Origin of the sequence: Achromobacter piechaudii NBRC 102461, assembly GCF_001571245.1 — a bacterium.
In the GTDB taxonomy this organism is placed as follows: Bacteria; Pseudomonadota; Gammaproteobacteria; order Burkholderiales; family Burkholderiaceae_B; genus Achromobacter; species Achromobacter piechaudii.
Map to the genome: position 1 here is coordinate 482,455 of NZ_BCTK01000001.1, position 21,294 is coordinate 503,748.

Annotated in this window: 24 protein-coding genes; 18 read left to right on the plus strand and 6 right to left on the minus strand. The window is 65.3% G+C overall.

Annotated elements, in window-relative coordinates:
• The first annotated feature begins 7 nt into the window (after positions 1 to 7).
• From API01S_RS02295 to API01S_RS02310, 4 genes are read left to right on the plus strand one after another with little or no spacing between them, the layout of a single operon-like run.
• Positions 8 to 859 (plus strand): branched-chain amino acid ABC transporter permease, encoded by an 852-nt coding sequence (locus API01S_RS02295; RefSeq protein ID WP_409360600.1) that lies wholly within the window; start codon positions 8 to 10, stop codon positions 857 to 859.
• Entirely contained in the window at positions 856 to 1,944 is a 1,089-nt protein-coding gene (locus API01S_RS02300; protein WP_006220266.1) for an ABC transporter permease subunit, read from the plus strand. Before API01S_RS02295 ends, API01S_RS02300 begins: the two co-directional genes overlap by 4 nt.
• Positions 1,941 to 2,744: an ABC transporter ATP-binding protein gene (locus API01S_RS02305; RefSeq protein WP_061302928.1), complete on the plus strand. Its 804-nt coding sequence runs from the start codon at positions 1,941 to 1,943 to the stop codon at positions 2,742 to 2,744. The genes API01S_RS02300 and API01S_RS02305 overlap by 4 nt, the downstream gene beginning before the upstream one ends.
• The gene (locus tag API01S_RS02310) at positions 2,741 to 3,481 is read left to right on the plus strand and encodes an ABC transporter ATP-binding protein (RefSeq protein WP_061302930.1); all 741 of its coding nucleotides are present in this window, start codon (positions 2,741 to 2,743) and stop codon (positions 3,479 to 3,481) included. The genes API01S_RS02305 and API01S_RS02310 overlap by 4 nt, the downstream gene beginning before the upstream one ends.
• Before the next feature lie 80 nt (positions 3,482 to 3,561).
• Here API01S_RS02310 and API01S_RS02315 read toward each other — a convergent pair whose 3' ends face one another.
• Positions 3,562 to 4,845: an MFS transporter gene (locus tag API01S_RS02315; RefSeq protein WP_061302932.1), complete on the minus strand. Its 1,284-nt coding sequence runs from the start codon at positions 4,843 to 4,845 to the stop codon at positions 3,562 to 3,564.
• A gap of 154 nt (positions 4,846 to 4,999) precedes the next feature.
• On the opposite strand from API01S_RS02315, the gene API01S_RS02320 reads away from it, so the two are divergent.
• Together API01S_RS02320 and API01S_RS02325 are read left to right on the plus strand one after the other, a co-directional pair.
• Complete coding sequence (locus API01S_RS02320) at positions 5,000 to 5,605, plus strand: TetR/AcrR family transcriptional regulator (protein ID WP_050730088.1); 606 nt, start codon at positions 5,000 to 5,002, stop codon at positions 5,603 to 5,605.
• Between the two features lie 180 nt (positions 5,606 to 5,785).
• The gene (locus tag API01S_RS02325) at positions 5,786 to 6,007 is read left to right on the plus strand and encodes a hypothetical protein (RefSeq protein WP_050730089.1); all 222 of its coding nucleotides are present in this window, start codon (positions 5,786 to 5,788) and stop codon (positions 6,005 to 6,007) included.
• A gap of 53 nt (positions 6,008 to 6,060) precedes the next feature.
• Here API01S_RS02325 and API01S_RS02330 read toward each other — a convergent pair whose 3' ends face one another.
• Complete coding sequence (locus API01S_RS02330) at positions 6,061 to 7,353, minus strand: Nramp family divalent metal transporter (protein ID WP_061302933.1); 1,293 nt, start codon at positions 7,351 to 7,353, stop codon at positions 6,061 to 6,063.
• Between the two features lie 129 nt (positions 7,354 to 7,482).
• Complete coding sequence (locus tag API01S_RS02335; protein WP_006220258.1) at positions 7,483 to 7,908, minus strand: OsmC family protein; 426 nt, start codon at positions 7,906 to 7,908, stop codon at positions 7,483 to 7,485.
• A 225-nt stretch (positions 7,909 to 8,133) separates the two neighbouring features.
• On the opposite strand from API01S_RS02335, the gene API01S_RS02340 reads away from it, so the two are divergent.
• From API01S_RS02340 to API01S_RS02365, 6 genes are all read left to right on the plus strand, one after another.
• Positions 8,134 to 9,288: an ABC transporter substrate-binding protein gene (locus API01S_RS02340; protein WP_061302935.1), complete on the plus strand. Its 1,155-nt coding sequence runs from the start codon at positions 8,134 to 8,136 to the stop codon at positions 9,286 to 9,288.
• A 178-nt stretch (positions 9,289 to 9,466) separates the two neighbouring features.
• A complete protein-coding gene (ehuB, locus tag API01S_RS02345; protein WP_082306105.1) occupies positions 9,467 to 10,381 on the plus strand; it encodes an ectoine/hydroxyectoine ABC transporter substrate-binding protein EhuB in 915 nt (304 codons plus the stop codon).
• A 9-nt stretch (positions 10,382 to 10,390) separates the two neighbouring features.
• The gene (gene ehuC / locus API01S_RS02350; protein WP_061302936.1) at positions 10,391 to 11,044 is read left to right on the plus strand and encodes an ectoine/hydroxyectoine ABC transporter permease subunit EhuC; all 654 of its coding nucleotides are present in this window, start codon (positions 10,391 to 10,393) and stop codon (positions 11,042 to 11,044) included.
• Positions 11,041 to 11,712: an ectoine/hydroxyectoine ABC transporter permease subunit EhuD gene (gene ehuD, locus API01S_RS02355; protein WP_006220253.1), complete on the plus strand. Its 672-nt coding sequence runs from the start codon at positions 11,041 to 11,043 to the stop codon at positions 11,710 to 11,712. Before ehuC ends, ehuD begins: the two co-directional genes overlap by 4 nt.
• Positions 11,709 to 12,479 carry an ectoine/hydroxyectoine ABC transporter ATP-binding protein EhuA gene (ehuA, locus tag API01S_RS02360; RefSeq protein WP_006220252.1) on the plus strand — a complete coding sequence of 257 codons (771 nt, stop codon included), beginning with the start codon at positions 11,709 to 11,711 and terminating at the stop codon, positions 12,477 to 12,479. Before ehuD ends, ehuA begins: the two co-directional genes overlap by 4 nt.
• A 91-nt stretch (positions 12,480 to 12,570) precedes the next feature.
• Positions 12,571 to 13,683 (plus strand): NADH:flavin oxidoreductase/NADH oxidase, encoded by a 1,113-nt coding sequence (locus API01S_RS02365; RefSeq protein WP_061302938.1) that lies wholly within the window; start codon positions 12,571 to 12,573, stop codon positions 13,681 to 13,683.
• A 78-nt stretch (positions 13,684 to 13,761) separates the two neighbouring features.
• Here API01S_RS02365 and API01S_RS02370 read toward each other — a convergent pair whose 3' ends face one another.
• The 3 genes from API01S_RS02370 to API01S_RS02380 form a co-directional block, all read right to left on the minus strand.
• Positions 13,762 to 14,415 (minus strand): dUTPase, encoded by a 654-nt coding sequence (locus API01S_RS02370; RefSeq protein ID WP_061303822.1) that lies wholly within the window; start codon positions 14,413 to 14,415, stop codon positions 13,762 to 13,764.
• Positions 14,416 to 14,510: 95 nt separating this feature from the next.
• Entirely contained in the window at positions 14,511 to 15,026 is a 516-nt protein-coding gene (locus API01S_RS02375; RefSeq protein WP_050730092.1) for a hypothetical protein, read from the minus strand.
• A 13-nt stretch (positions 15,027 to 15,039) separates the two neighbouring features.
• Positions 15,040 to 15,678: a DedA family protein gene (locus API01S_RS02380; protein WP_006220247.1), complete on the minus strand. Its 639-nt coding sequence runs from the start codon at positions 15,676 to 15,678 to the stop codon at positions 15,040 to 15,042.
• 120 nt (positions 15,679 to 15,798) lie between these two features.
• On the opposite strand from API01S_RS02380, the gene API01S_RS02385 reads away from it, so the two are divergent.
• The 6 genes from API01S_RS02385 (at position 15,799) to API01S_RS02410 (ending at position 21,229) form a co-directional block, all read left to right on the plus strand.
• Entirely contained in the window at positions 15,799 to 16,839 is a 1,041-nt protein-coding gene (locus API01S_RS02385; RefSeq protein WP_006220246.1) for a metal-dependent hydrolase, read from the plus strand.
• A gap of 138 nt (positions 16,840 to 16,977) precedes the next feature.
• Positions 16,978 to 17,745 (plus strand): IclR family transcriptional regulator, encoded by a 768-nt coding sequence (locus API01S_RS02390; protein WP_006220245.1) that lies wholly within the window; start codon positions 16,978 to 16,980, stop codon positions 17,743 to 17,745.
• Positions 17,746 to 17,793: 48 nt separating this feature from the next.
• The gene (gene pepE, locus API01S_RS02395; RefSeq protein WP_050730094.1) at positions 17,794 to 18,498 is read left to right on the plus strand and encodes a dipeptidase PepE; all 705 of its coding nucleotides are present in this window, start codon (positions 17,794 to 17,796) and stop codon (positions 18,496 to 18,498) included.
• Positions 18,495 to 19,424 (plus strand): DUF1177 domain-containing protein, encoded by a 930-nt coding sequence (locus tag API01S_RS02400; RefSeq protein WP_050730095.1) that lies wholly within the window; start codon positions 18,495 to 18,497, stop codon positions 19,422 to 19,424. Before pepE ends, API01S_RS02400 begins: the two co-directional genes overlap by 4 nt.
• Positions 19,421 to 20,110, plus strand: a complete 690-nt coding sequence (locus API01S_RS02405; protein ID WP_050730096.1) for an AroM family protein — start codon at positions 19,421 to 19,423, stop codon at positions 20,108 to 20,110. Before API01S_RS02400 ends, API01S_RS02405 begins: the two co-directional genes overlap by 4 nt.
• A 114-nt stretch (positions 20,111 to 20,224) precedes the next feature.
• The gene (locus tag API01S_RS02410) at positions 20,225 to 21,229 is read left to right on the plus strand and encodes a Bug family tripartite tricarboxylate transporter substrate binding protein (RefSeq protein WP_006220240.1); all 1,005 of its coding nucleotides are present in this window, start codon (positions 20,225 to 20,227) and stop codon (positions 21,227 to 21,229) included.
• Positions 21,230 to 21,294: the final 65 nt, after the last annotated feature.

A 21,294-nucleotide genomic window follows, 5' to 3' on the forward strand; every position in this document is an offset into this window, starting at 1 on the left:
CTACACCATGGTGTACGGCATCATCGGGCTGATCAACTTCGCGCATGGCGATGTCGTCATGATCGGCGCGATGGCGGCGACAACCATCGCCATTTCGCTGGTGGGCGGCGACCCCGGCGTGTCCGCATTCGTGGTGCTGGGCGTGGGCCTGCTGGTGTCCGTGCCGCTGTGCATGGCGGTGGGCTGGACGGCCGAACGCGTGGCCTACCGGCCGCTGCGCCGCGCGCCCCGTCTGGCCGCGCTGATCACGGCGATCGGCGTGTCCATCATCTTGCAGAACGTGGCCATGATGGCCTGGGGCCGCAACTATCTGAACTTCCCGCAGGTGTTGTCGCCGCGCGTGTTCGAATTCGCCGGCGCGCGCATGAGCACCTTGCAGATCGCCATTGTGGTGATCGCGGCGCTGATTATGGGCGGCCTGCTTGCCATCGTGCACAAGACCCGCCTGGGCACGGCCATGCGCGCCACCGCGCAGAACCGCGAAGTGGCGGGGTTGATGGGCGTGAACATCAATACCGTGATCTCGGCGGCGTTCCTGATCGGCTCGGCGCTGGCGGCGGTGGCCGGCATGATGGTCGCCACCTATTACGGGGTCTCGCAATACACCATGGGCTTCATGCTCGGCCTGAAGGCGTTCACCGCCGCAGTGCTGGGCGGCATCGGCAGCATGGTCGGGGCGATGGTGGGCGGCCTGTTGCTGGGCGTCATCGAATCGCTGGGCGCTGGCTACATCGGCGACATCACGGGCGGCTTTCTGGGCAGTCACTACCAGGACGTGTTCGCGTTTTTCGTGCTGGTGCTGGTCCTGATCTTCCGACCCTCCGGCCTCTTGGGCGAACGTGTGGGAGACCGGGCATGAACGCTTCCCTGAAAAACAGCGGGCTGTCGACCCGCAACCTGATCGGCATCGCGCTGATCGGCATCGTGCTGGCGGTGCTGCCATTCGTGATCGGCATGGCCGGCCAAAGCTGGGTGCGCATCCTGAATTTCGCATTGCTGTATGTGATGCTGTCGCTGGGCCTGAACATCGTGGTGGGCTTCGCGGGGCTGCTTGACCTGGGCTACATCGCGTTCTATGCGGTGGGCGCCTACACCTGGGCGCTGCTGGCGTCGCCGCATTTCGGACTGCACCTGCCGTTCTGGGCGATCCTGCCTATCGCGCTGGCGGTGGCCTGCCTGTTCGGTGTGCTGCTGGGCGCGCCGACGCTCAAGCTGCGAGGGGACTACCTGGCCATCGTGACCTTGGGCTTCGGCGAGATCATCCGCATCTTCCTGAACAACCTGAACGCGCCGGTCAACATCACGAATGGCCCGCAGGGCATCAACCGCATCGACCCCTTCAAGGTCGGCGAATTCACTTTCGGGCGAACCGAGACGTTGATGGGCATCCGCTTCACGGGGCCGGAGAAGTACTACTACCTGCTGCTGGCGCTGACGCTGATCATCATCGTGGTATGCGTGCGCTTGCAGAATTCGCGGATCGGGCGTGCCTGGGAAGCCATCCGCGAAGACGAGATCGCGGCCAAGGCGATGGGCATCAACACGCGCAACATCAAGCTGTTGGCGTTTGCGATGGGCGCGTCCTTCGGTGGCGTGGCCGGTGCGTTGTTCGCGTCGATGCAGGGCTTTGTCAGCCCGGAAAGCTTCTCGCTGATGGAGTCGATTTCGATTCTTTGCATGGTGGTGCTGGGTGGCATGGGGCATATCCCGGGCGTGATCCTGGGCGCCTTGATCCTGGCGGCCTTGCCGGAATTCCTGCGCGCGGTGGTGGAGCCCTTCCAGCACATGGTGTTCGGCGCGGTGGTGCTGGACCCCGAGGGCATCCGCATGCTGCTGTTCGGCCTGGCGATGGTCTGCGTCATGCTGTTCCGTCCGGCCGGCCTGTGGCCGTCGGCGGTGCGCAAACGTGAGCTGGCGACCAAGACGCAAGGAGGCGCGGCATGAGCAAACTGCTGCAAGCCCAGGGCCTGGGCAAACGCTTCGGCGGCCTGCAAGCCTTGTCCGACGTCAGCTTCGATATCGAGCAGGGCGAGATCTATGGCCTGATCGGTCCGAACGGCGCGGGCAAGACCACGCTGTTCAACGTGCTGACCGGCCTGTACATCCCGGAAGAGGGCAACTGCACGTTCAACGGCCAGTCGCTGTCCGGCAAGAAGCCGCACGAGGTCGCCTTCGCGGGCCTTGCGCGCACGTTCCAGAACATCCGGCTGTTCGCCAATCTGTCGGCCATCGAAAACGTGATGATCGGGCGCCACCTGCGCACCAAGGCCGGCGTGTTCGGCGCGGTGCTGCGCACGCGCCGCACGCGCCTGGAAGAGGCAGCCATCGAGGCACGGGCGCAGGAACTGCTGGACTACGTGGGCGTCGGCCATCGCGCCAATGACGTTGCGCGCTCGCTGCCGTATGGCGACCAGCGCCGGCTGGAGATCGCCCGCGCGCTTGCCACCGATCCGAAGCTGCTGGCGCTGGACGAGCCCGCCGCCGGCATGAATGCATCGGAGACGGTGGTGCTGCGCAAACTGGTCGAGAAGATCCGCGACGACGGCGTGACGGTGCTGCTGATCGAGCACGACATGAAGCTGGTGATGGGCTTGTGCGACCGCGTGCTGGTGCTGGAATACGGCAAGGTGCTGGCCATGGGCAAGCCTGCCCAGGTGCAGCGCGACCCCAAGGTCATCGAAGCGTATCTGGGCGCCGGTGCGGCGCAGGACCCGCAGATTCACAAGGAGAGCCCGGCATCATGACGGCATCCCAACCCCTGTTGGAATTGCGCGGCTTGCAAGTCGCGTATGGCGGCATCCGCGCGGTGCGCGGCATCGACTTGCGCGTGGACGCGGGTGAACTTGTGTGCCTGATCGGCGCCAATGGCGCAGGCAAGAGCACGACGCTGCGCGCAATCTGCGGCCTTGTCCCGCTTGCGGGCGGAGAAGTCGTCTACGGCGGACAGTCGATCGGCGGCATGAAGTCGTATGAGCTGGTTCGCCAAGGCCTTGTCATGGTGCCCGAAGGCCGTGGCATTTTCGGGCAGCTGACCATCGAAGAAAACCTGGCGATGGGCGCGTACATCCGCCGCGACGCCGCGCAGGTGCGGCAAGACACCGAACGCGTGTTCACGCTGTTTCCGCGCCTTGCCGAACGCCGCAAGCAAGCGGCCGGCACCTTGTCGGGTGGCGAGCAGCAGATGGTGGCCATGGGCCGCGCCATGATCGCGCGTCCCAAGCTGTTGCTGCTTGACGAACCCTCGATGGGTCTTGCGCCGCTGATGGTCGAGAAGGTGTTCGAAGTGGTACGTACGATTGCCAGCGAGGGCGTCACGATCCTGCTGATTGAACAGAACGCGCGCCTGGCGCTTGAAAACAGCCATCGCGGCTATGTGATGGAGTCGGGCGAGATCATCCTGTCCGGCCCTGCCAGCCAGATGCTGCATGACCCGAAGGTCAGGGCGGCGTATCTGGGAGAAGTCGAGGACGCACCGGCCTGATCGCCGTGTGATGTGCGCGATGGCAAAGGCCCGGCGTGTGCAAACATGCCGGGCCTTTTTTGTGCGCGTCGAACTCGCGCTCAGGCTGGCAGTGGCGCTGCGCGTTTTTTGCCGATGCGCAAGGCGATGACGGCGGCGATCAGACCCGTGGCTCCGGAAATCACGAAGGCCATCAGATAGCTGCCTTGCGCTTCGCGGATCGCGCCTGCCATCCATGCGGCGCTGGCGGCGCCCAACTGGTGGCCTGCGACGATCCACCCGAACACGATGCCCGCATCGCGTTCGCCAAAGGCTTCGGTCGTCAGGCGCAGGGTGGGCGGCACCGTGGCGATCCAGTCCAGGCCGAAGAAAATGGCGAAGATCGACAGGCTGTAGAACGAGAAGTCGGAATAGGGCAGGTAGATCAAGGACAGGCCGCGCAGCGCGTAATAGACGAACAGCAGCTTGCGCGGATCGTAGCGGTCGGTCAGCCAGCCCGAGGCCGTGGTGCCCACCAGGTCGAAAACCCCCATCAGCGCCAGCAGGCCGGCGGCCTGGACTTCCAGCATGCCGTGGTCGCCGCACAGCGCGATCAAGTGCGTACCGACCAGGCCGTTGGTCGTGAAGCCGCAGATGAAGAACGTGGCGAACAGGAACCAGAAGGTGGTCGTCCGGGAGGCGCGCGCCAGGGCGCCGAACGTGGCGGCCAGCATGCCGGTGCGCGGCGCGACGGGGGCGGGCGGCGCGTCGGGGTCGCTGCCGAAAGGCACAAGACCGACGTTGGCCGGGCGATCGGGCACCAGCCAGATCGCAAACGGCACGAGCGCGGCGGCGGCGGCCGCAACGGTCCAGACCACGCGCGTCCAGTCGCCGGAAGAGGCCAGGGTGGCAAGCACGGGCAGGAAGACCAGCGTGCCGCTGGCCGTGCTGGCCGTCAGAAGCCCCATCATCAGGCCGCGATGCTTGGTGAACCAGCGGTTCACGATCGTGGCGCCCAATACCGAGGCCACCGCTCCGGAACTCAGGCCCGAAAACACGCCCCAGGTCAGAAGCAGGTGCCAGGGCTCGGTCATGTAGGCGCTGACGGCGCTGGAGGCTGACATCAGGATCAATGCGCTGATCAGCACCCGCCGCAAGCCGAAGCGTTCCATCGCCGCTGCCGCGAAGGGCCCGACCAGGCCGTACAGGAAGATGCCGGCCGCCGCCGCGAACGAGATCGAACTTCGGCTCCAGCCGAACGCTTCTTCCAGCGGCACCAGCAGCACGCTGGGTGTGGAGCGCAGACCGGCCGACACAAGCAAGGCCAGGAAAATGACCGCGACGACGACGAAGGCGTACCGTTGTCCGGCGCGCTGAAATGGTGCTGGGGGGTGGGCTATACTCATGTTACTGACCGGTACGTATTGCGGTTTGGAATTTGCGAATAGTACGTACCGGTCAGTAACATCGTCAAGCGTTTATTGATGATTTTGTTGTCGAAGGGCAGGGGGCGTCGGGGGCTCGTACCTGGCTTTCTCCCTTCCGTTACAGGAGTTCCGCATGGCCACCAAACCGACGAATGCACCGCAAGCCGCCGCCAAGCCGCCGCTTGCGGCCGACCGCATCCGCAAGACGGCGCGTGAAATGTTCTATCGGGACGGCATTCGTGCAGTGGGCGTGGACGCCATCGTCAATCAGGCGGGCGTAACCAAGCCCAGCCTCTATCGCAGCTTTTCCTCCAAGGACGAGTTGGCGGCCACATACCTGCGCGACTACGAGGCCGAATTCTGGGCGCGCTTCGACGCTGCCTGCGCCGCCCATCCCGACAATCCGCGCGCGCAGCTGCTGGACTACCTGTCCGGCCTGGCCCAGCGGGCAGTGGTGAGCGGCTACCGGGGTTGTGGACTGACCAACGCCGCCGTCGAATATCCAGAACCCGAGCACCCGGCGCGCGCCGTCGCCGTCGAGCACAAGCTGGAATTGCGACGCCGCTTGAATGAGATGGCCACGGGCATGGGCGCGCGCGATCCCCAGGCGCTGGCCGATGGACTGCTCTTGTTGATCGAGGGCGCGTTCGTGTCCAGTCAGCTGTTTGGGGAAGGCGGCCCGGCCAGCCGTGTCGCCGATATGGCTGACAAGCTGATCCAGGCGCATGGAGGTCACTGAAAGCAGCAGGCGCCGCACAAGACTAGTGCTTAATGTGGTGCCCCATGCACCGTAATGGTGGTGTTTGTACCCATTGCGCAACGATTAAAAAAATGCTGGCAATTTATATTGCGACGCAACAAACGCGGGTCTAACATGAAGTCGTGTTGTTCCACATCGCGCTTTCTCAAGGAGAGAATCATGAGCGATACCGCGTTGAAAAATGCCCGTATGTCGGATGCGCTGGAGCGGTCCTTGATTCGCGAGGCCGTCAAGGCGGAAACCTTGTCCGGGCCGTTCAAGCGAGGCCTTTGGCTGCGCCTGAAGCTGCGCATGGCCGCCCTGGGCGGCGCCGTCGGTGAAGTCCTGCATGATATGGACGCCGGTCGACAGCAGCATCCGGTCATCTCCGCCCGCCACTGAATCGCGCGCGGTCAGCCAAAAAAACGCCAGCAGATGCTGGCGTTTTTTTTGCGTCACATGACCATGTCGATCAGCAGGTAGCCGTCCAGGATGATGATGCCGATGGTCGCGCTGACGGCGGCCCACGCCCACGCGCCTTGCAGCACGTAGTCGCCCATCACCTGTTTGCGGCGGGCCAGCACCACCAGCGGACCGAGTGCGAAGGGCAGCGCCAGGCTCAGGATGACTTGGCTCAATACCAGCAGTTCGTCAGGGTCCTTGCCGCCCGTGGCGACAAGTAGGCCCACCGCCGCCGCGCCCGCAATCAGGCGCGTGGCCAGGGCGCGACGGCGGTCCGACCAGTTGCTGCGCACCTGGAAGCCGCGCGAAAGAATGCGCCCCGCCAACACACCGGTAATGGTCGAGCTTTGGCCTGCGGCGTACAGGGCGACGGCGAAGACGATGGCGGCGCCCAGGCCCAGGGTGTGGCCGATGACGGCGTGCGCATCGTCCAGGCTGGAGACGATCAGTCCGGAACCCGACAGCGACGCCGCCGCCACGATCATGATGGCCGAGTTGATCAGCATGGCCACGCCCAGCGACACGATGGTGTCGTTACGCGCCAGCCGCATCGCCATGCCACGCGCCGACGACGGCAGTGACTGCGCGCGTTCGGCCAGGGAGCCCGAGTGCAGATAGAGGTTATGCGGCATCAGCGTGGCGCCCAGGATGCCGAGCGCGATCAGGAAGCCCTGCGGATCGCGCAGGGCGCGACCGGTGTCGCCGACGCCGTGGGCCACGGCGGTCCAGGCGGGATTGGCCTTGAATAGCAGGAAGACGAACGAGGCGGCCACCACTGCCAGCAGCACGGCGATAACGCGTTCGTGGCGATCGGCATTGCCGCGCGTCAGCGCCAGCACGGCAAAAGTGCCGACCCCGGTGACCGCCACGCCCGCGATCAGGGGCAGGCCGAACAGCAGGCGCAGAGCGATGGCCCCGCCGATCAATTCGGCCAGGGCGGTGGCCAGGATGGCGGCTTCGCCGGCCAGCCACGCGGCCTTGGACCAGCGCGGGGAAAGGTGACGAGCGGTCAGCGTGGCCAGGTCTTGTCCGGTAGCCAGGGCCAGGCGCGACACCAGGACCTGGAAACCCAGCGCCAGGAATGCCGACGCGACGACGACCATCAACAGCCCGTAACCAAAGCCGCTGCCGCCGGCGATGTCGGTCGCCCAGTTGCCGGGGTCGATATAACCGACGGCCACGAGCAGGCCCGAGCCCACCATGCGCCGCAAGCTGGCCGACACGCGCGCGTCGTCTTGCGCCAGAGCGGCCTTGCCGCCAGAAATTGCGTAGATGAAACCGGTCATGCAGCGCTCCTGAGAATGGTTCTCATTTTCTAGGGATGGCCGCTGACCGTCAAATTGATTTTCACCAAGCCCGGGATAGGGCGGGCCAATGGCGCGACCGGCAGGCGCGCCATTGGCAGGCAGCGCAGCTTAAGACTTGAGCTTTGCGTCCATGGTGATCTTGGCGTTCAAGACCTTGGAAACCGGGCAGCCGGTCTCTGCCTTGCGCGCGGCCTCTTCAAACGCCTGCGCGGTCGCGCCGGGAATGACGGCTTCCACGCTCAGATGCACGGCGGTAATGGCAAAGCCGCCGTCCACCTTGTCCAGCGTGACTTCCGCCTTGGTGTCCAGGCTGGTGGCGACCATGCCGGACTCGGACAGGATGTTGGACAGCGCCATCGTGAAGCAGCCGGCGTGCGCCGCACCCAGCAGCTCTTCGGGGTTGGTGCCCGGCGTGTCGCCAAAGCGGGTGTTGAAACCGTAGGGCTGGGCCTTGAGCGCGCCGCTTTGCGTGGAGATCGTGCCCTTGCCCGTCTTCAAATCGCCCGACCAGGCGGCGGATGCGGTTTTCTTCATAGTGACTCCTTGGAAAGGGGGCGCGCGCGAGGCCGGCGCGCCCGGTGCAAAAAGACGACCGCCCGGTGGGCGGTGTGCGTTGCCATGCAAGGCATGAACGATGATAAGTCGAGGCTGGGGGGCGGGCGCGGAATCCACCCGTGCGCAACGGCAAGCCGATGTAACGGCCGCCGCCCATCAGGCAAAATAGCGGCATCTGTTCCAACCGTCCCAAGAGCTGCTGTCATGTCTCGCAATTTTCTTCGCTATGCCTGCGCCGTCGCGCTGGTGCTGCCCGCCTTGTCCGCCCATGCCGAAATCGTCATCGGCGTGGACGTGTCCACCACCGGCCCGGCGGCGGCCATCGGTATCCAGACCAATAACGCGATCCGCTTGTGGCCCAATACGCTTGGGGGCGAGCCGGCGCGCTATGTGGTGCTGGACGACGGCACGGACGTCAGCCGCGCGGTGAAGAACATGCGCAAGCTGACCTCGGAAGACAAGGTCGACGCCATTGTGGGCCCGAACACCACGGCCGCTGCCCTTGCCGCGCTGGATGTGCTGGCCGAAACCAAGACGCCGATGATCGCGCTGGCCGCCTCCAGCGTCATCGTCGAACCCATGTCCGATCCCAAGCGCGCGTGGGCGTTCAAGATGCCCCAGAACGATTCGCTGATGGCCACCGTGCTGGTCGAAGACATGAAGAAAAAGGGGTACAAGAACGTCGCCTTCATCGGCTTCGCGGATTCTTATGGCGACAGCTGGTGGAAGGAATTCACCGCCGCGGCCGGCAACGATCTGAAGGTCGTTGCGCAGGAACGCTTCCAACGCACCGACGCTTCGGTCGTGGGGCAGGCGTTGAAGGTGATTGCCGCCAAGCCGGACGCGGTGCTGATCGCCGGCGCGGGCACGCCGTCCGCCTTGCCGCAGAAGACGCTGCTGGAACGCGGCTACACGGGCGCCATCTACCAGACGCACGGCATCGGCACGCTGGAATTCCTGCAAGTGGGCGGCCGGGACGTGGAAGGCACGCTATTTCCCACCGGCCCCGGCGTGGTGGCGCGCGAGTTGCCGGACGGCAACCCGGTCAAGCAGGTGGCCGTGGCGTTCGCCGACAAGTACGAAGGCCAGTACGGCGCCAACACCCTGACGCAGTTCGCGGGCGATGCCTATGGCGCGTGGATGCTGCTGGACTCGGCGGTGGGCCGGGCGCTGAAGACGGGCGCCAAGCCCGGCACGCCGGAATTTCGCAGCGCCCTGCGCGACGCGCTGGAGAACACGCGCGATCTGGTGGTGCCCAATGGCGTCCTGAATATTTCGAAGGACAATCATCAGGGTTTTGACGAACGCGCTCGCGTCATGGGTATCGTCAAGAACGGCCGATTCTCGTACGCCCACTAGTCCGCGCCATGATTGCCTACATCTGGTAACGTCTGCTGACGCTCCATAGGGCAACGGTCGCTAAAAGCAGGCTTAGGCCTGCTTTTTTACGCCTATATGATTCGTATAGAAATCATTTAATAGCGTATTATTTTTAGCGAAGCCATGTACCTAGAAATAAATTCGGGAGAAATCATTCATGACCTTGCTGCAATCCAAACGCTTGTTGCTGGCCTTGGGCCTTGGCGTGTTGGCCGCGTGTTCCGACTCGGGCGGCGATAAGCCGGCCTCGGCGGCAGGCGGGGCGTCCTCGGGGGCTACCAGCACGCTTGAGGCGGCCAAGGCGGCGGGCAAGATCCGCATCGGCTATGCCAACGAGGCGCCGTTTGCATACATGGACAGCAAGGAAGCGAAGGTAACGGGCGAGTCCGTCGAGATCGCGCGGGTGGTGCTCAAACGCATGGGCATCAACGAAGTGGAAGGGGTGCTCACCGAATTCGGTTCCCTGATTCCCGGCTTGGCGGCCAAGCGTTTCGACATCATTGCCGCCGGCATGTACGTCACGCCCGAACGCTGCCAGCAGGTAGCGTTTTCAGATCCCACCTATGGCGTGGGCGAAGCTTTCCTGGTGAAGGAAGGCAACCCCAAGAACCTGCACAGCTATGAAGACGTGGTGAAGAACCCGGACGCCAAGCTGGGCGTCGTGGTGGGCGCCATCGAGGGCGAATATGCCGAAAAGGTGAAGGTTCCGTCCGGTCAGGTCGTGGTGTTTCCGGACGCGGTCAGCGCCTTGTCCGGCGTGCAGGCGGGCCGCGCGGATGCCTACGCGGCCACAGCGCTCACCATCAACGACCTGATGGGCAAGACGCAGGCGGGCAGCGGACTGGAGAAGGCGGACCCGTTCACCGACCCGGTGATCGACGGCAAGGGCGTGCGCGGTTACGGCGCCTATGCCTTCCGTACCGACGACAAGGCGTTTGCCGACGCCTTCAATGCCGAACTTGCCAAATACATCGGCACTGACGAACACAAGAAGCTGGTGGCTCCCTTTGGTTTTACCGATCAGGAACTGCCGCAGGGCGTGACCGCCGCCAAGCTCTGCGCCGGCCAGTAAGGAGCGCCGATGCAAGTCGTTTCCGAACACATCGCGACGCTGGTGCCGCCCCTGCTTGAGGGCTTGGCGGTCACGCTTCAGATCATGGGGGGCGCCGTCGTGCTGGCGGTGCCGCTGGCGCTGGCCTCGGGCATTGGGCGCCAGTCTCCCTTGCGGCCGTTGCGCTGGCTGTCGTCCGTCTACGTTGAAGTTTTCCGGGGCACGTCGGCGCTGGTCCAGCTGTTCTGGTTCTATTTCGTGCTGCCGCTTTTTGGCGTGCAGTTGCCGGCCATGCTGGTGGGCATCGTGGTGCTGGCGCTGAACGCGGGCGCCTACGGGGCCGAAGTGGTGCGCGGCGCCATTCGCGCCGTGCCCCCCGGCCAACGCGAGGCGGGCGTCGCGCTGAACCTGACGCGCGCGCAGATCATGCGGCGCATCGTCGTGCCGCAGGCGGTGCCTGCCATGCTGCCGCCAGCGGGCAACCTGCTGATCGAACTGATGAAGAACACCGCGCTGGTCTCGCTCATCACGATCACCGATCTGACCTTCCGTGGGCAACTGCTGCGCAGCGAGACGCTACGCACGACCGAGATCTTCACCTTGATGCTGCTGATGTATTTCGCGGTGGCGCTGGTGATCACGGCCGGTGTGCGCGCGCTTGAGCGGAGGGTCCGAGTCCGATGAGCCCGATATTCGATTGGTCTTTCGCACTGGAGATCCTGCCCACGCTGGGCTCGGCGCTGGTCATCACGATCGAGGCGACCGTGCTGGGCATGCTGGTGGCCGTCACGCTGGGTCTGGCCCTGGCCATGTTGCGGCGCTCGCGCCTGCGCATCGTGTCGTTGCCGACCGCGTTCGTGATCGAGTTCATCCGCAGCACGCCGCTGCTGGTGCAGATGTATTTCCTGTTCTATGTGCTGCCCTTGACCGGCGTGCAGATGTCGCCGCTGGCGACGGGCATCGTGGCGCTGGGCCTGCATTACGCGACCTACTGCGCCGAGGTCTACCGCGCCGGCATCGAGGCGGTGCCGCGCGGCCAGTGGGAGGCGGCCACGGCGTTGAACATGTCGCGCTGGCGCACGGCGGTGGGCGTGGTGCTGCCGCAGGCGATTCCGCCCGTGGTGCCGGCGCTGGGCAACTACCTGGTGGCGATGTTCAAGGACACGCCGCTGCTGTCGGCCATCACCGTGGTCGAACTGCTGCAACAAAGCAAGATGATCGGATCCGCCACGTTCCGATACACCGAACCCCTGACGCTGGTCGGCGTGCTGTTCCTGGCCCTGAGCCTGGTGGCGGCGTGGGGCGTGCGCGGCCTGGAGGCCCGCCTGCAACGATATGGAGGAAAGCGATGAGCGCCAGCTTGACCATCAAGAATCTGCACAAGCGTTACGGAGAGCTGGAGGTGCTGCGCGGCATCAATCTGGAAATTCCGGCAGGCCAGACCGTGGCCGTGATCGGGCCGTCCGGTTCGGGCAAGTCCACCCTGTTGCGCGTCCTGATGACCTTGGACCGGCCCACCAGCGGCGACATCGAGATCGATGGGCAGCCCATGTGGACCGATGAGCAGGGTCGACCGGCAGGCGTCAATTCCGAACATCTGCGCCGCGTGCGCGGCAAGATCGGCATGGTGTTCCAGCACTTCAACCTGTTCCCGCACATGACCGCGCTGGGCAACACGATGGAAGCGCCCGTGCACGTGCTGGGCATGACCAAGGACCAGGCGCGCGACCGCGCCGTGGAGTATCTGGACATGGTGGGCCTGGGCGACAAGCTGGATGTCTATCCCGCACAGTTGTCAGGCGGCCAGAAGCAGCGCGTCGGCATCGCGCGCGCGTTGGCGATGTGCCCCGAAATCATGCTGTTCGACGAAGTGACCTCGGCGCTGGACCCGGAGCTGGTCGGCGGCATCCTGGAGATCTTGCGCAAGCTGTCGGCCCGGCGCAGCATGACGATGATCATCGTGACCCACCAGATGAAATTCGCCGAACGCAGCTCGGACCGCACGCTGTTCTTCGATCAGGGCAACATCGTCGAAGACGCCGAGTCTTCCGTGCTGTTCAGCCAGCCCAAGGAGGCGCGCACGCGCCAATTCCTGGATTCGGTGATCGAAGGCCAATAGCGGTCCGGCTTAACCCTGACGGGGGCGCTGGGATTGCGCCCGGCGTCCGGGCCGGGCGCTATGCTTTCGCATCCCAAGTCCGGAGGCACCCATGAGCCATTTGTTCAGTCCCACGTCGGTTGGCAACGTCCAGCTATCCAATCGCATCGTCATCGCGCCCATGTGCGAGTACTCGGCGCAAGACGGCTGTGCCAACGATTGGCACATGATCCATCTCGGCCACCTGGCTTTGTCCGGCGCGGCGCTGATGTTCACCGAGGCCACCGCCGTCGAGCCCGACGGGCGCATTTCGCCGGGGGACCTCGGCCTGTGGTCCGACGAGACCGAGGCGGCGCTGGGCCGAGTCGTGGCCGCGGTGCGGCGCTATTCGCCGATCAAGCTGGGCATTCAGTTGGGCCACGCGGGCCGCAAGGCGTCCAGCGCTGAGCCCTGGAACGGCGGCCAGCTGGTGCCGCCGTCCGAAGGCGGCTGGCAAGGCTGGGCGCCGTCGGCCATCGCGCACAAGGCGAGCGAGCCGCCGCCGCACGCGCTGGACGAGGCCGGGCTGGCGCGCGTTCGCCAGGCCTTCGTGGACAGCGCCCGGCGCGCCATCCGGCTCGGCTTTGACGCCATCGAGCTGCACGCCGCGCACGGCTACCTGCTGCATCAATTCCTGTCCCCGATCGCCAACCAGCGGCAGGATGCGTACGGCGGTTCGCTGGAAAACCGCATGCGCTTTCCGCTGGAAGTCTTCCAGGCGGTGCGCGAAGTCGTGCCGGCATCGATGGCGCTGGGCGTGCGCGTGTCGGCCACGGATTGGGTGGAAGGCGGGTGGGACCTGGAGCAGACCATCGTCTTTGCGGGGCAGTTGAAGGAACGCGGCTGCGAGTTCATCGACGTGTCCAGCGGCGGCGTGTCGTCGCAGCAGCAGATCCCGGTGGCGCCCAATTACCAGGTGCCGTTCGCGGCCGAGATCAAACGGCAGGTGGGCATGCCGACGATTACGGTGGGGCTGATCACCGAGGCGCAGCAGGCCGAGGACATCCTGGCGCAAGGGCAGGCCGACATGGTCGCGCTGGCGCGCGGCATCCTGTATGACCCGCGCTGGCCCTGGCACGCGGCCGCGCAGTTGGGCGGCCAGGTCGCCGCGCCGCATCAGTACTGGCGCTCGCAACCACGTGAATTCAAGAACCTGTTCGGCGAAACGCACTTCGGCCAACGCTGAACCTGGGTCGCATGGGCAAAAAAAACGCCGCATGTTGCGGCGTTTTTTTCTACCGTGCGGCAGAGCCGCGCAGCCAGATCACTTGAGGCGGGCGTAGGCCTGTTCCAGCTCGCGCGCCATCGCGTCGGCGAAGTCGGCGCTGGTCGGGTCCAGTTGCGTCAAGAGGCGTGCCAGCACGACGTTGTCTTCTTCGCCGTTCCAGATCTTGATGTACGTGCCTTCCTTGTAGCCGTGCTGCTGGCGGAAGATGTTCAGCACGTTCTTGGAGACGTACTGCGTATAGGCATCGTTCCAGCCCATTTCGCATGCCGTCATGGTCTGTTCCAGCACCTTGTAGCTGGCGCGTCCGCAAACGGCCAGTCCACCGATCAGTTCCAGCAATTCCGGCACGGGCAGGGCGTCCAGCGCATAAGCCTTGCCGTCCAGCGTGACCGAGGCGGGCGTGGCCAGATCTTCCATCAGCAGGCGCGCCGCATCGGCTTGCTTGCCACCGGCCTGGACGATGGTGTGCGACAGGTAGAAGTGCAGGATGTCGACCAGTTCCATCTGCACCTGGGGCAGATCGATGGTCTGCTTCTTCCACCATTTCCAGCCGTAGTGCTCCAGCGCTTCGGCCGATTCCACGAACGCCGCGCGCAGGAAGCGGGAACCGCCATTGATCCAGTCAGGATTGATCATGCTGTTCAAGTGATCCTGCAACTTCAGCATCGTGGCCGCCTGGGCCTGGTTCAATCCGACAACGTTCTTCACTTTCACTCCGTAATTCTTGAGGGTCTTTTGGACAGCGGCGGAAATGTTAGCACCATTGCCGCTGCTGCCCGCCGCCTTCACGTGTCCTTGCGATAGGACGATGTTTTCAGCGGAGGCAGCTTGCCCAGCGGCGTGGCCCGGGGCTTGCGCGCGCTGCCGGCCGCCTTGAGCAGCATCAAGGCAAAGAACGCCAGGAACACGGCGGGCACCAGTTCGTCGAGCTCGAAGTGCGGAGCGCGCAAGGCGCGGAACGCGATGTTGACGGCCGCCCAGCCCGCCAGGATGCCGGCGATGGTCAGGATGATGCCGATCTTGCGTTGCTTGGCGCGCTGCGCCAGCGACGCATCGGCGGCATCCGCGGAGGCGGTCGAGCTTGGAGCGCTGGCGGTGGGATAGGGCGATGCCGTGTTGCCCCAAGGGGCGGTGGACAAGGAGCCGCCGGTGGTGGCCGGAGGCGTGGGCACGGTGGCCGTCGCCTGGGGCGACGCACGGCGCTTTTCGGGCACCTTGCCGGGCGTGGCGCCACCCGCGCGGGACAGGTTTTCGATATAGCGCGCGAAATCGCCGTCCTTGGGCTCCAGGTCTATCGCCATGCCAATTCTCCGATCAGTTGCCGCGCCGCTGCCGCGCCGGTTGCCGGCGCTTGCGCATCATGGCCAGCAGAAGCCCGCATCCTAGCAGGACCGACAGGCCCGCGCCGATCATCATGGCAATTTGCTGCGCGTTTTCCGCCGTGCCCAGGCTGCGCGCGGTGATGTAGCCGGGCGCCAGCATCAGCGGCATCCACAGCACGGCCGACATGACGTTGGCCAGTTGGAAGCGGCTGTGCGCCATGCCCATCACGCCCGCCACGGTGGGGATGGTCGAACGGATCGGTCCCAGGAAGCGGCCGATCAGCACCGACGCAAAACCGTAGCGGTAAAAAAACAGCCGCGCGCGCGCCACGCCGGTGCGCTGCTGCTTGAGCGGCCAGCGGCGCAGGACGCCAGGCCCGGCCCAGCGGCCCAACGCATAGGAAAGCGCGTCGCCCACGATGGCGCCCGCGATGCCCCAGGCAATGATGCCCCATGGGTCCAACGTGCCGGCGCCGATCAGGCCGCCAGTCAGCAGCAGCAATGCCGTTGCCGGAATGAACAGGCCCACCAGCACCAGCGATTCGCCGAGAGTCAGCAGGAAGGTGATCGGGCCGGCCCACACCTGATTGGCCTCGATGAACAGGCCGATTTTGTCGATATATTGATCCATGGAGGCGAAACCTGAAAATTAGCTGAAAGCAATCGGGTATCTTAACGCCTACCTTGGTGGCCAAATGTTATCTAGGCTGTCTGATTGATGCGCGTGCTTTGAAGGTTTGACTGGGAAACTATGGATTCGGTAACACAAGCCGTGCTGGGCGCGGGTATACAGGGCGCCTTGCTGGGGCGCTTTCAGGGGCGTCGGGCGCTGGTTTATGGGGCAGTGCTGGCCACGGTGCCAGATCTGGACGTGCTGATGCGCTATCCCGACCCCGTCTCGCTGATGACGTATCACCGGGGGTTCTCCCATTCGATATTCGTGCTGACCGGCCTGGCGCTGCTGCTCGCCTGGCTGATACGCAAATACTGGCCGCAGGCACCCTATAGCGGGCGACGGCTGTTCCTGACACTGTGGCTGGTGCTGGTGACGCACCCGGTGCTGGACGCGTTCACGGTCTATGGCACCCAGCTTTTCTGGCCGCTGCCTTCGATCCCCGAGAGCTGGTCGGCGATATTCATCATCGATCCCGTCTACACCGTGCCGTTGTTGCTGGCCGTGTTGTTTGCAATCGCCGTCGGCATGACCGACCGCGCGCGCCGCCTGCTGGCGGGGGCGTTGATCTTCAGCACGGCGTACCTGGGCTTCGGACTGACCAGCCGCATGTTGGCCGAAGAGCGCGTGCGCGAGGCCATGGAGCGCGAGGGCATCCCCGTGACCGAGCTGCGGGCCGTGTCGATGCCGTTCAACACCTTGGTCTGGCGCGTCATTGCCAAGACGAAGGACGGAAATTACTACGAATCCGTCAGCAGCCTGTTTGACCGCGAGCGGCCGGAATGGCTGCGCCAGCCGCTCAATCTGGATCTGGCGCGCGCGCTGGACGATGTGCCCCTGCATGAGCGACTGCGCTGGTTTACGGACGATTGGCTGCGCTATGACGCCATCGGAGATGCGCTCGTCGTCAGCGATCTGCGCATGGGCATGGCGGGTCATTACACATTTCGCTTCAAGATGGCCGAGCGCACGCCCGAAGGTGGCTGGAAGCCTGTGACCCCGTCCAGTTGGCCGAGCGAGCGGGGCGGTTGGGCGGAACTCAAGCTGGTGCTGGCTCGCATCCTGGACGCGCAGCCGCCGTTGCCGCTGGCACAGTGGTCGACGCTGACCCATCAGTAGCGGCAGCCCCGCATTTTTGAAACCCCCGCATCGCCGGGGGTTTTTTTATGCCCGGGCAATCCATGTTGACCGCCTGCGATGCGCTGCATTATCCTTGTTCTCTATTAAGGAACTTTAGTTCCATAAAACGGAACAAGCATGAGTATTCTAGATGGCGTCCAGCGCGTCCTGTCGCTCTACGCAGAGGGCGCGGTGGAACTTAGCTTCACCGACGTCGCGGCGCGGCTGGCCATGCCCAAGAGCACCGCGTCGCGCCTGCTGAACCAGATGCAGCACTACGGCATGCTGGATCAGGATCCGGCCACGCGCCGCTATCGCCCGGGCACGTTGCTGGCCCAGGCCGTGCGCGCTGGCATGGCCGCTACGCCGCTGGACGAAGCCTGCCGCGATGTGCTGGCGCGTCTGTCGGAAGACAGCGGCCTGACCGCCTATCTTTCCACCCTGAACCAGCGCGAAACCGTCGTGCTGCAACGGCTGAATGGTTCGCACCCGGTGCAGGTGCTGTCGCCGCCCGGCTCGCGCCGCAACGCTTCGGGCACGGCAATGGGGCGGGCGTTGCTGTCGCGCCTGAGCGATGCCGAATTCCAGGCGCTGTACGGCGCTGACCCCACACAGCCCTTGCCCCGTGAAGGCCGCGACTGCCCCGCCACCGTGGGCGACCTGGCGCGCCTGGTCGAGCAGACGCGCGCGGACCACTGCGGTGTCGCCATCGACCAGGCCATGCCCGGCATCGGCGCGGTGGCGGCCGCCGTGCGCGACCCGGCCACAGGCGAATTGCGCGGCCTGTGCCTGTCGTTCGTGTCCTTCCAGGCCGATGCGGCGCGCGTGGCGCGCCTGCGCGAAGCGGTCCTGGAGCAAGTGGCCGGGCTGGGTCGCCAACTGAACGACCCTTACTGGCTGGCGTGAATTTGGCTGGCCTGAATTCTTCCCAATTTCTTTGACGGAATCCTTTCCATGAACCTTTTGCTCCTTAGCAACTCCAGCAGCGACGCCGGCTATCTGGTGCATGCCATGCCGGACATCCGCGAACTCATCGCCACGCTGCCGCCCGGCGCGCCGGCCGTATTCGTGCCGTTCGCCGGCGTCACGCGCGATTGGGACGACTACACCGCGTTGGTGGTGTCGGCCCTGGCAGACACGGGCCTGTCCATCGAGGGGCTGCATCGCGCCCAGGACCCGGTCGCCGCGCTGCAAAACGCTGCCGTCATCATCGTCGGCGGCGGCAACACGTTCAATCTGCTGGGCCAGTTGCGTCGCCTGGGGCTGCTGGAAGTCATCGCCAGCCGCGTGCGCCAGGGCGCCGCGTACCTGGGCTGGAGCGCCGGCTCGAACCTGACCTGCCCCAGCATCTGCACCACCAACGACATGCCCATTACCGACCCGGGCGGCTTTGAGGCGCTGGGCCTGTTGTCGTTTCAGATCAACCCGCACTACACCAATGCGCACCCGCCCGGACACCGGGGCGAAACGCGCGCCCAGCGCCTGGCGGAATTCTGCACCCTGAACCCGGCCATGCCGGTGCTCGGGCTGCCGGAAGGCTCGGGCCTGCGCGTGCGCGGCGAACAGCTTGCGCTGATCGGCCCGCACGACGCCCCGTTGTTCCTGGGGCGCGAAGAGCCGCGCGTATTCCGTCCGGGCCCGCTGGAGATCGCGGCATGAAACAGGTGATCGACACCATCGAACTGCTGTCCTCGGCGCACATTACCGGCGATGCCGTGGCCCAAGTGCTGCGCGACGCGGGCAAGTGCGAGGTGGAAGTGACCCGGCTTGAGCGCGACGGCGCCGCCACCGATTTCCTGTCCATCGTCATTCCCGGCCTGGACGAATCCGCGCCGCAGCTGGGCATCGTGGGCCGCCTGGGCGGCATTGGCGCGCGGCCCGCCGTGACGGGTCTGGTGTCCGATAGCGACGGCGCGGTCGTAGCGATTGCCACGGCGCTGAAACTGATGGCGATGGCGCGCCAGGGCGATGTGATGCCGGGCACGGTGCGGCTGCGCACGCACATCTGCCCGCGCGCCGGCACGCGGCCGCATCATCCCGTGCCGATGATGCGCTCGCCTTTTCCCATGCGCGAAATGATGTCGCACGAAGTCGATCCGCGCATGGACGCGATTCTGTCCGTGGACACCACTCGCGGCAACCGCCTGGTGAACAAGCGCGGCGTCGCCCTGACGCCCGTGGCCAAACAAGGTTATCTGCTGCGCATTCCGGAGACGATGCTGGACGTGATGGGCTGGGTCAGCGGCGAACTGCCCGTGACCCTGCCGCTGACGACGCAAGACATCACGCCCTACGAAAACGGCCTCTGGCACGTGAATTCGCTGATGCAACCGGCCATCGTCACCGATGCGCCGGTCGTGGGCGTGGCCTTGACCGCGCAGACCACGGTGCCCGGCTGCGCTACGGGCGTGACCAACGCAGTGGACGCCGACGTGGCGATGCGCTTCTGCATCGAGATCGCCAAACTGTTTGGCCAGCGCACGATGGGCTTCTTCGACGAGGCCGAGTGGGGCGCGTTGCAGGCTCGATACGGGTCGATGGCGCATCTGCAAACCGTCGGGCGCGAAGACGGCGGTGCAGCATGAGCGCGGCGCCCAAACGCCGCGTCGCATTTTTCACCATCGGCCAATCGCCGCGTAGCGACGTCGTGCCTGAAATGGCGCGCCTGTTGGGCGACGACGTGCACATCGATGAGTTCGGCGCGCTGGATGGCCTGGATGCCGCCGCGCTGGCCGCGATGGCGCCGCGCGACGGCGAATACCGTTTCGCCACCCGCATGCGCGATGGCGCGCAGATCGAGCTGGACGCCGCGGCAGCCGAAGCGCGGCTGGCCGAAGTCATGCGGCAGGCCGACGGCGCGGGCTACGACGCGCTCGTGCCGCTGTGCACTGGCACCGCCATCGCACCGATGCGCACATTGGTGGTCGAGCCGCAGCAGCTTGTCGATCATCTGGTCGCGGGCCTGTCGCAGCACTGCCGCAACGTGGGCCTGGTGGTGCCTTTGGCCGAGCAGGTCGACTTCTTTCACCTGGCCGTGCCGCTGGCCTGCGGCATGCAGATCGTGCATGCCTCGCCCTACGAGGCCGATGCGCAGCAGGCGGCGCACAACTTCGCGCAAGCGGGGCAGGCGTTGGCGTCCTGCGATCTGATCGTCATGCACTGCATGGGTTATGGACAACGCATGCGCGACGCGGTTGCGCGAGGCTCCGGCCGGCCGGTGCTGTTGTCCAACCGCATCGTGGCCCAGGCCTTGTCGCAGTTATTGGAATAAAGCCGCCGGTGTTTCAGTGGCGGGGCGGTGGCGGTTTCGCGCCGCTGCCCAGCCAGATGAGCGGCATGGGGAGACGAAGCTGTCTTCGTCAATTTAATGTTGGGAGTGTCTTTAATGTTCAGCCGTACTTTGCACCGCGCCGCAGGCGCTTTGACCGCCGTCACTGCCTTGACGGTGATGCCCGCGCTGGCCCTGCCCGCGCACGCAGCCGATGCGTGGCAGCCCACCAAGCCCGTGCGGCTGCTGGTGGGTTTCGCGCCTGGCGGCTCGGCCGATACGCTCGCGCGCCTGCTTGCCGATCCGCTGTCCAAGCGCCTGGGTCAGTCGGTGGTCGTCGAGAATCTGGCCGGAGCCGGCGGCAACATCATGGCTTTCCGCCTGTCGCAGTCGCCTGCCGACGGCTACACGATCGGCATCGCGGCAGCCGGTTCCATGGCTATCACGCACGTCTTGAATCCCAAGGGCACTAACTACAAGCCGTCGGACTTCACGCCCATCACGCTGGCCGCCGTGCAGCCCAACGTGGTGATCGTCAACAAGGACGTACCGGCCAACAACCTGGCCGAGCTCAAGGACTATTTCCAGAAGACTCCGAGCGCCACCTACGGCACGGCGGGCGTGGGTATTTCCAACCACCTCATCGCCGAAACCATGCTGTACAAGTTGGGCGTGAAGGTTCCGCACGCGGCTTACCGTGGCGCAGCGCCGGTCATCACCGACCTGCTGGGCGGCCACATCGCCATGACGATGGACAACATCTCTACGGCCGCGCCCCTGGCCTCGCAGGGCAAGGTCAAGGCGATTGCCGTAGCCTCGCTCAAGCGCGCGCCCCAGTTGCCCAACGTGCCGACGCTGGACGAGCAGGGTTTGAAGGGTTTTGACATGCCGACGTGGCAGGGCGTGTTCGCACCGGCCAATTTGCCCGCCGACGTGCTGGCTGCTTACTACGCCGCGTTGCAGGACGTGCTGAAGGATCCGGCGCTGGTCGAAAAGATGGCGGGCCTGGGTTCGGAGCCGGTCACTGGCATGACGCCGGAAAAGACGGCGCAGTTCCTGGACAAGGACCGCCAGCAATGGGCCGATATCGTGAAGGCCGCGAACATCAGTCTGGAGCAGTAAAGGAGAAGGGCCCGGAAGGGCCCTTTTTTATGGCTGCGAGGTCAGGCCGATGGGGCGATGCAAGC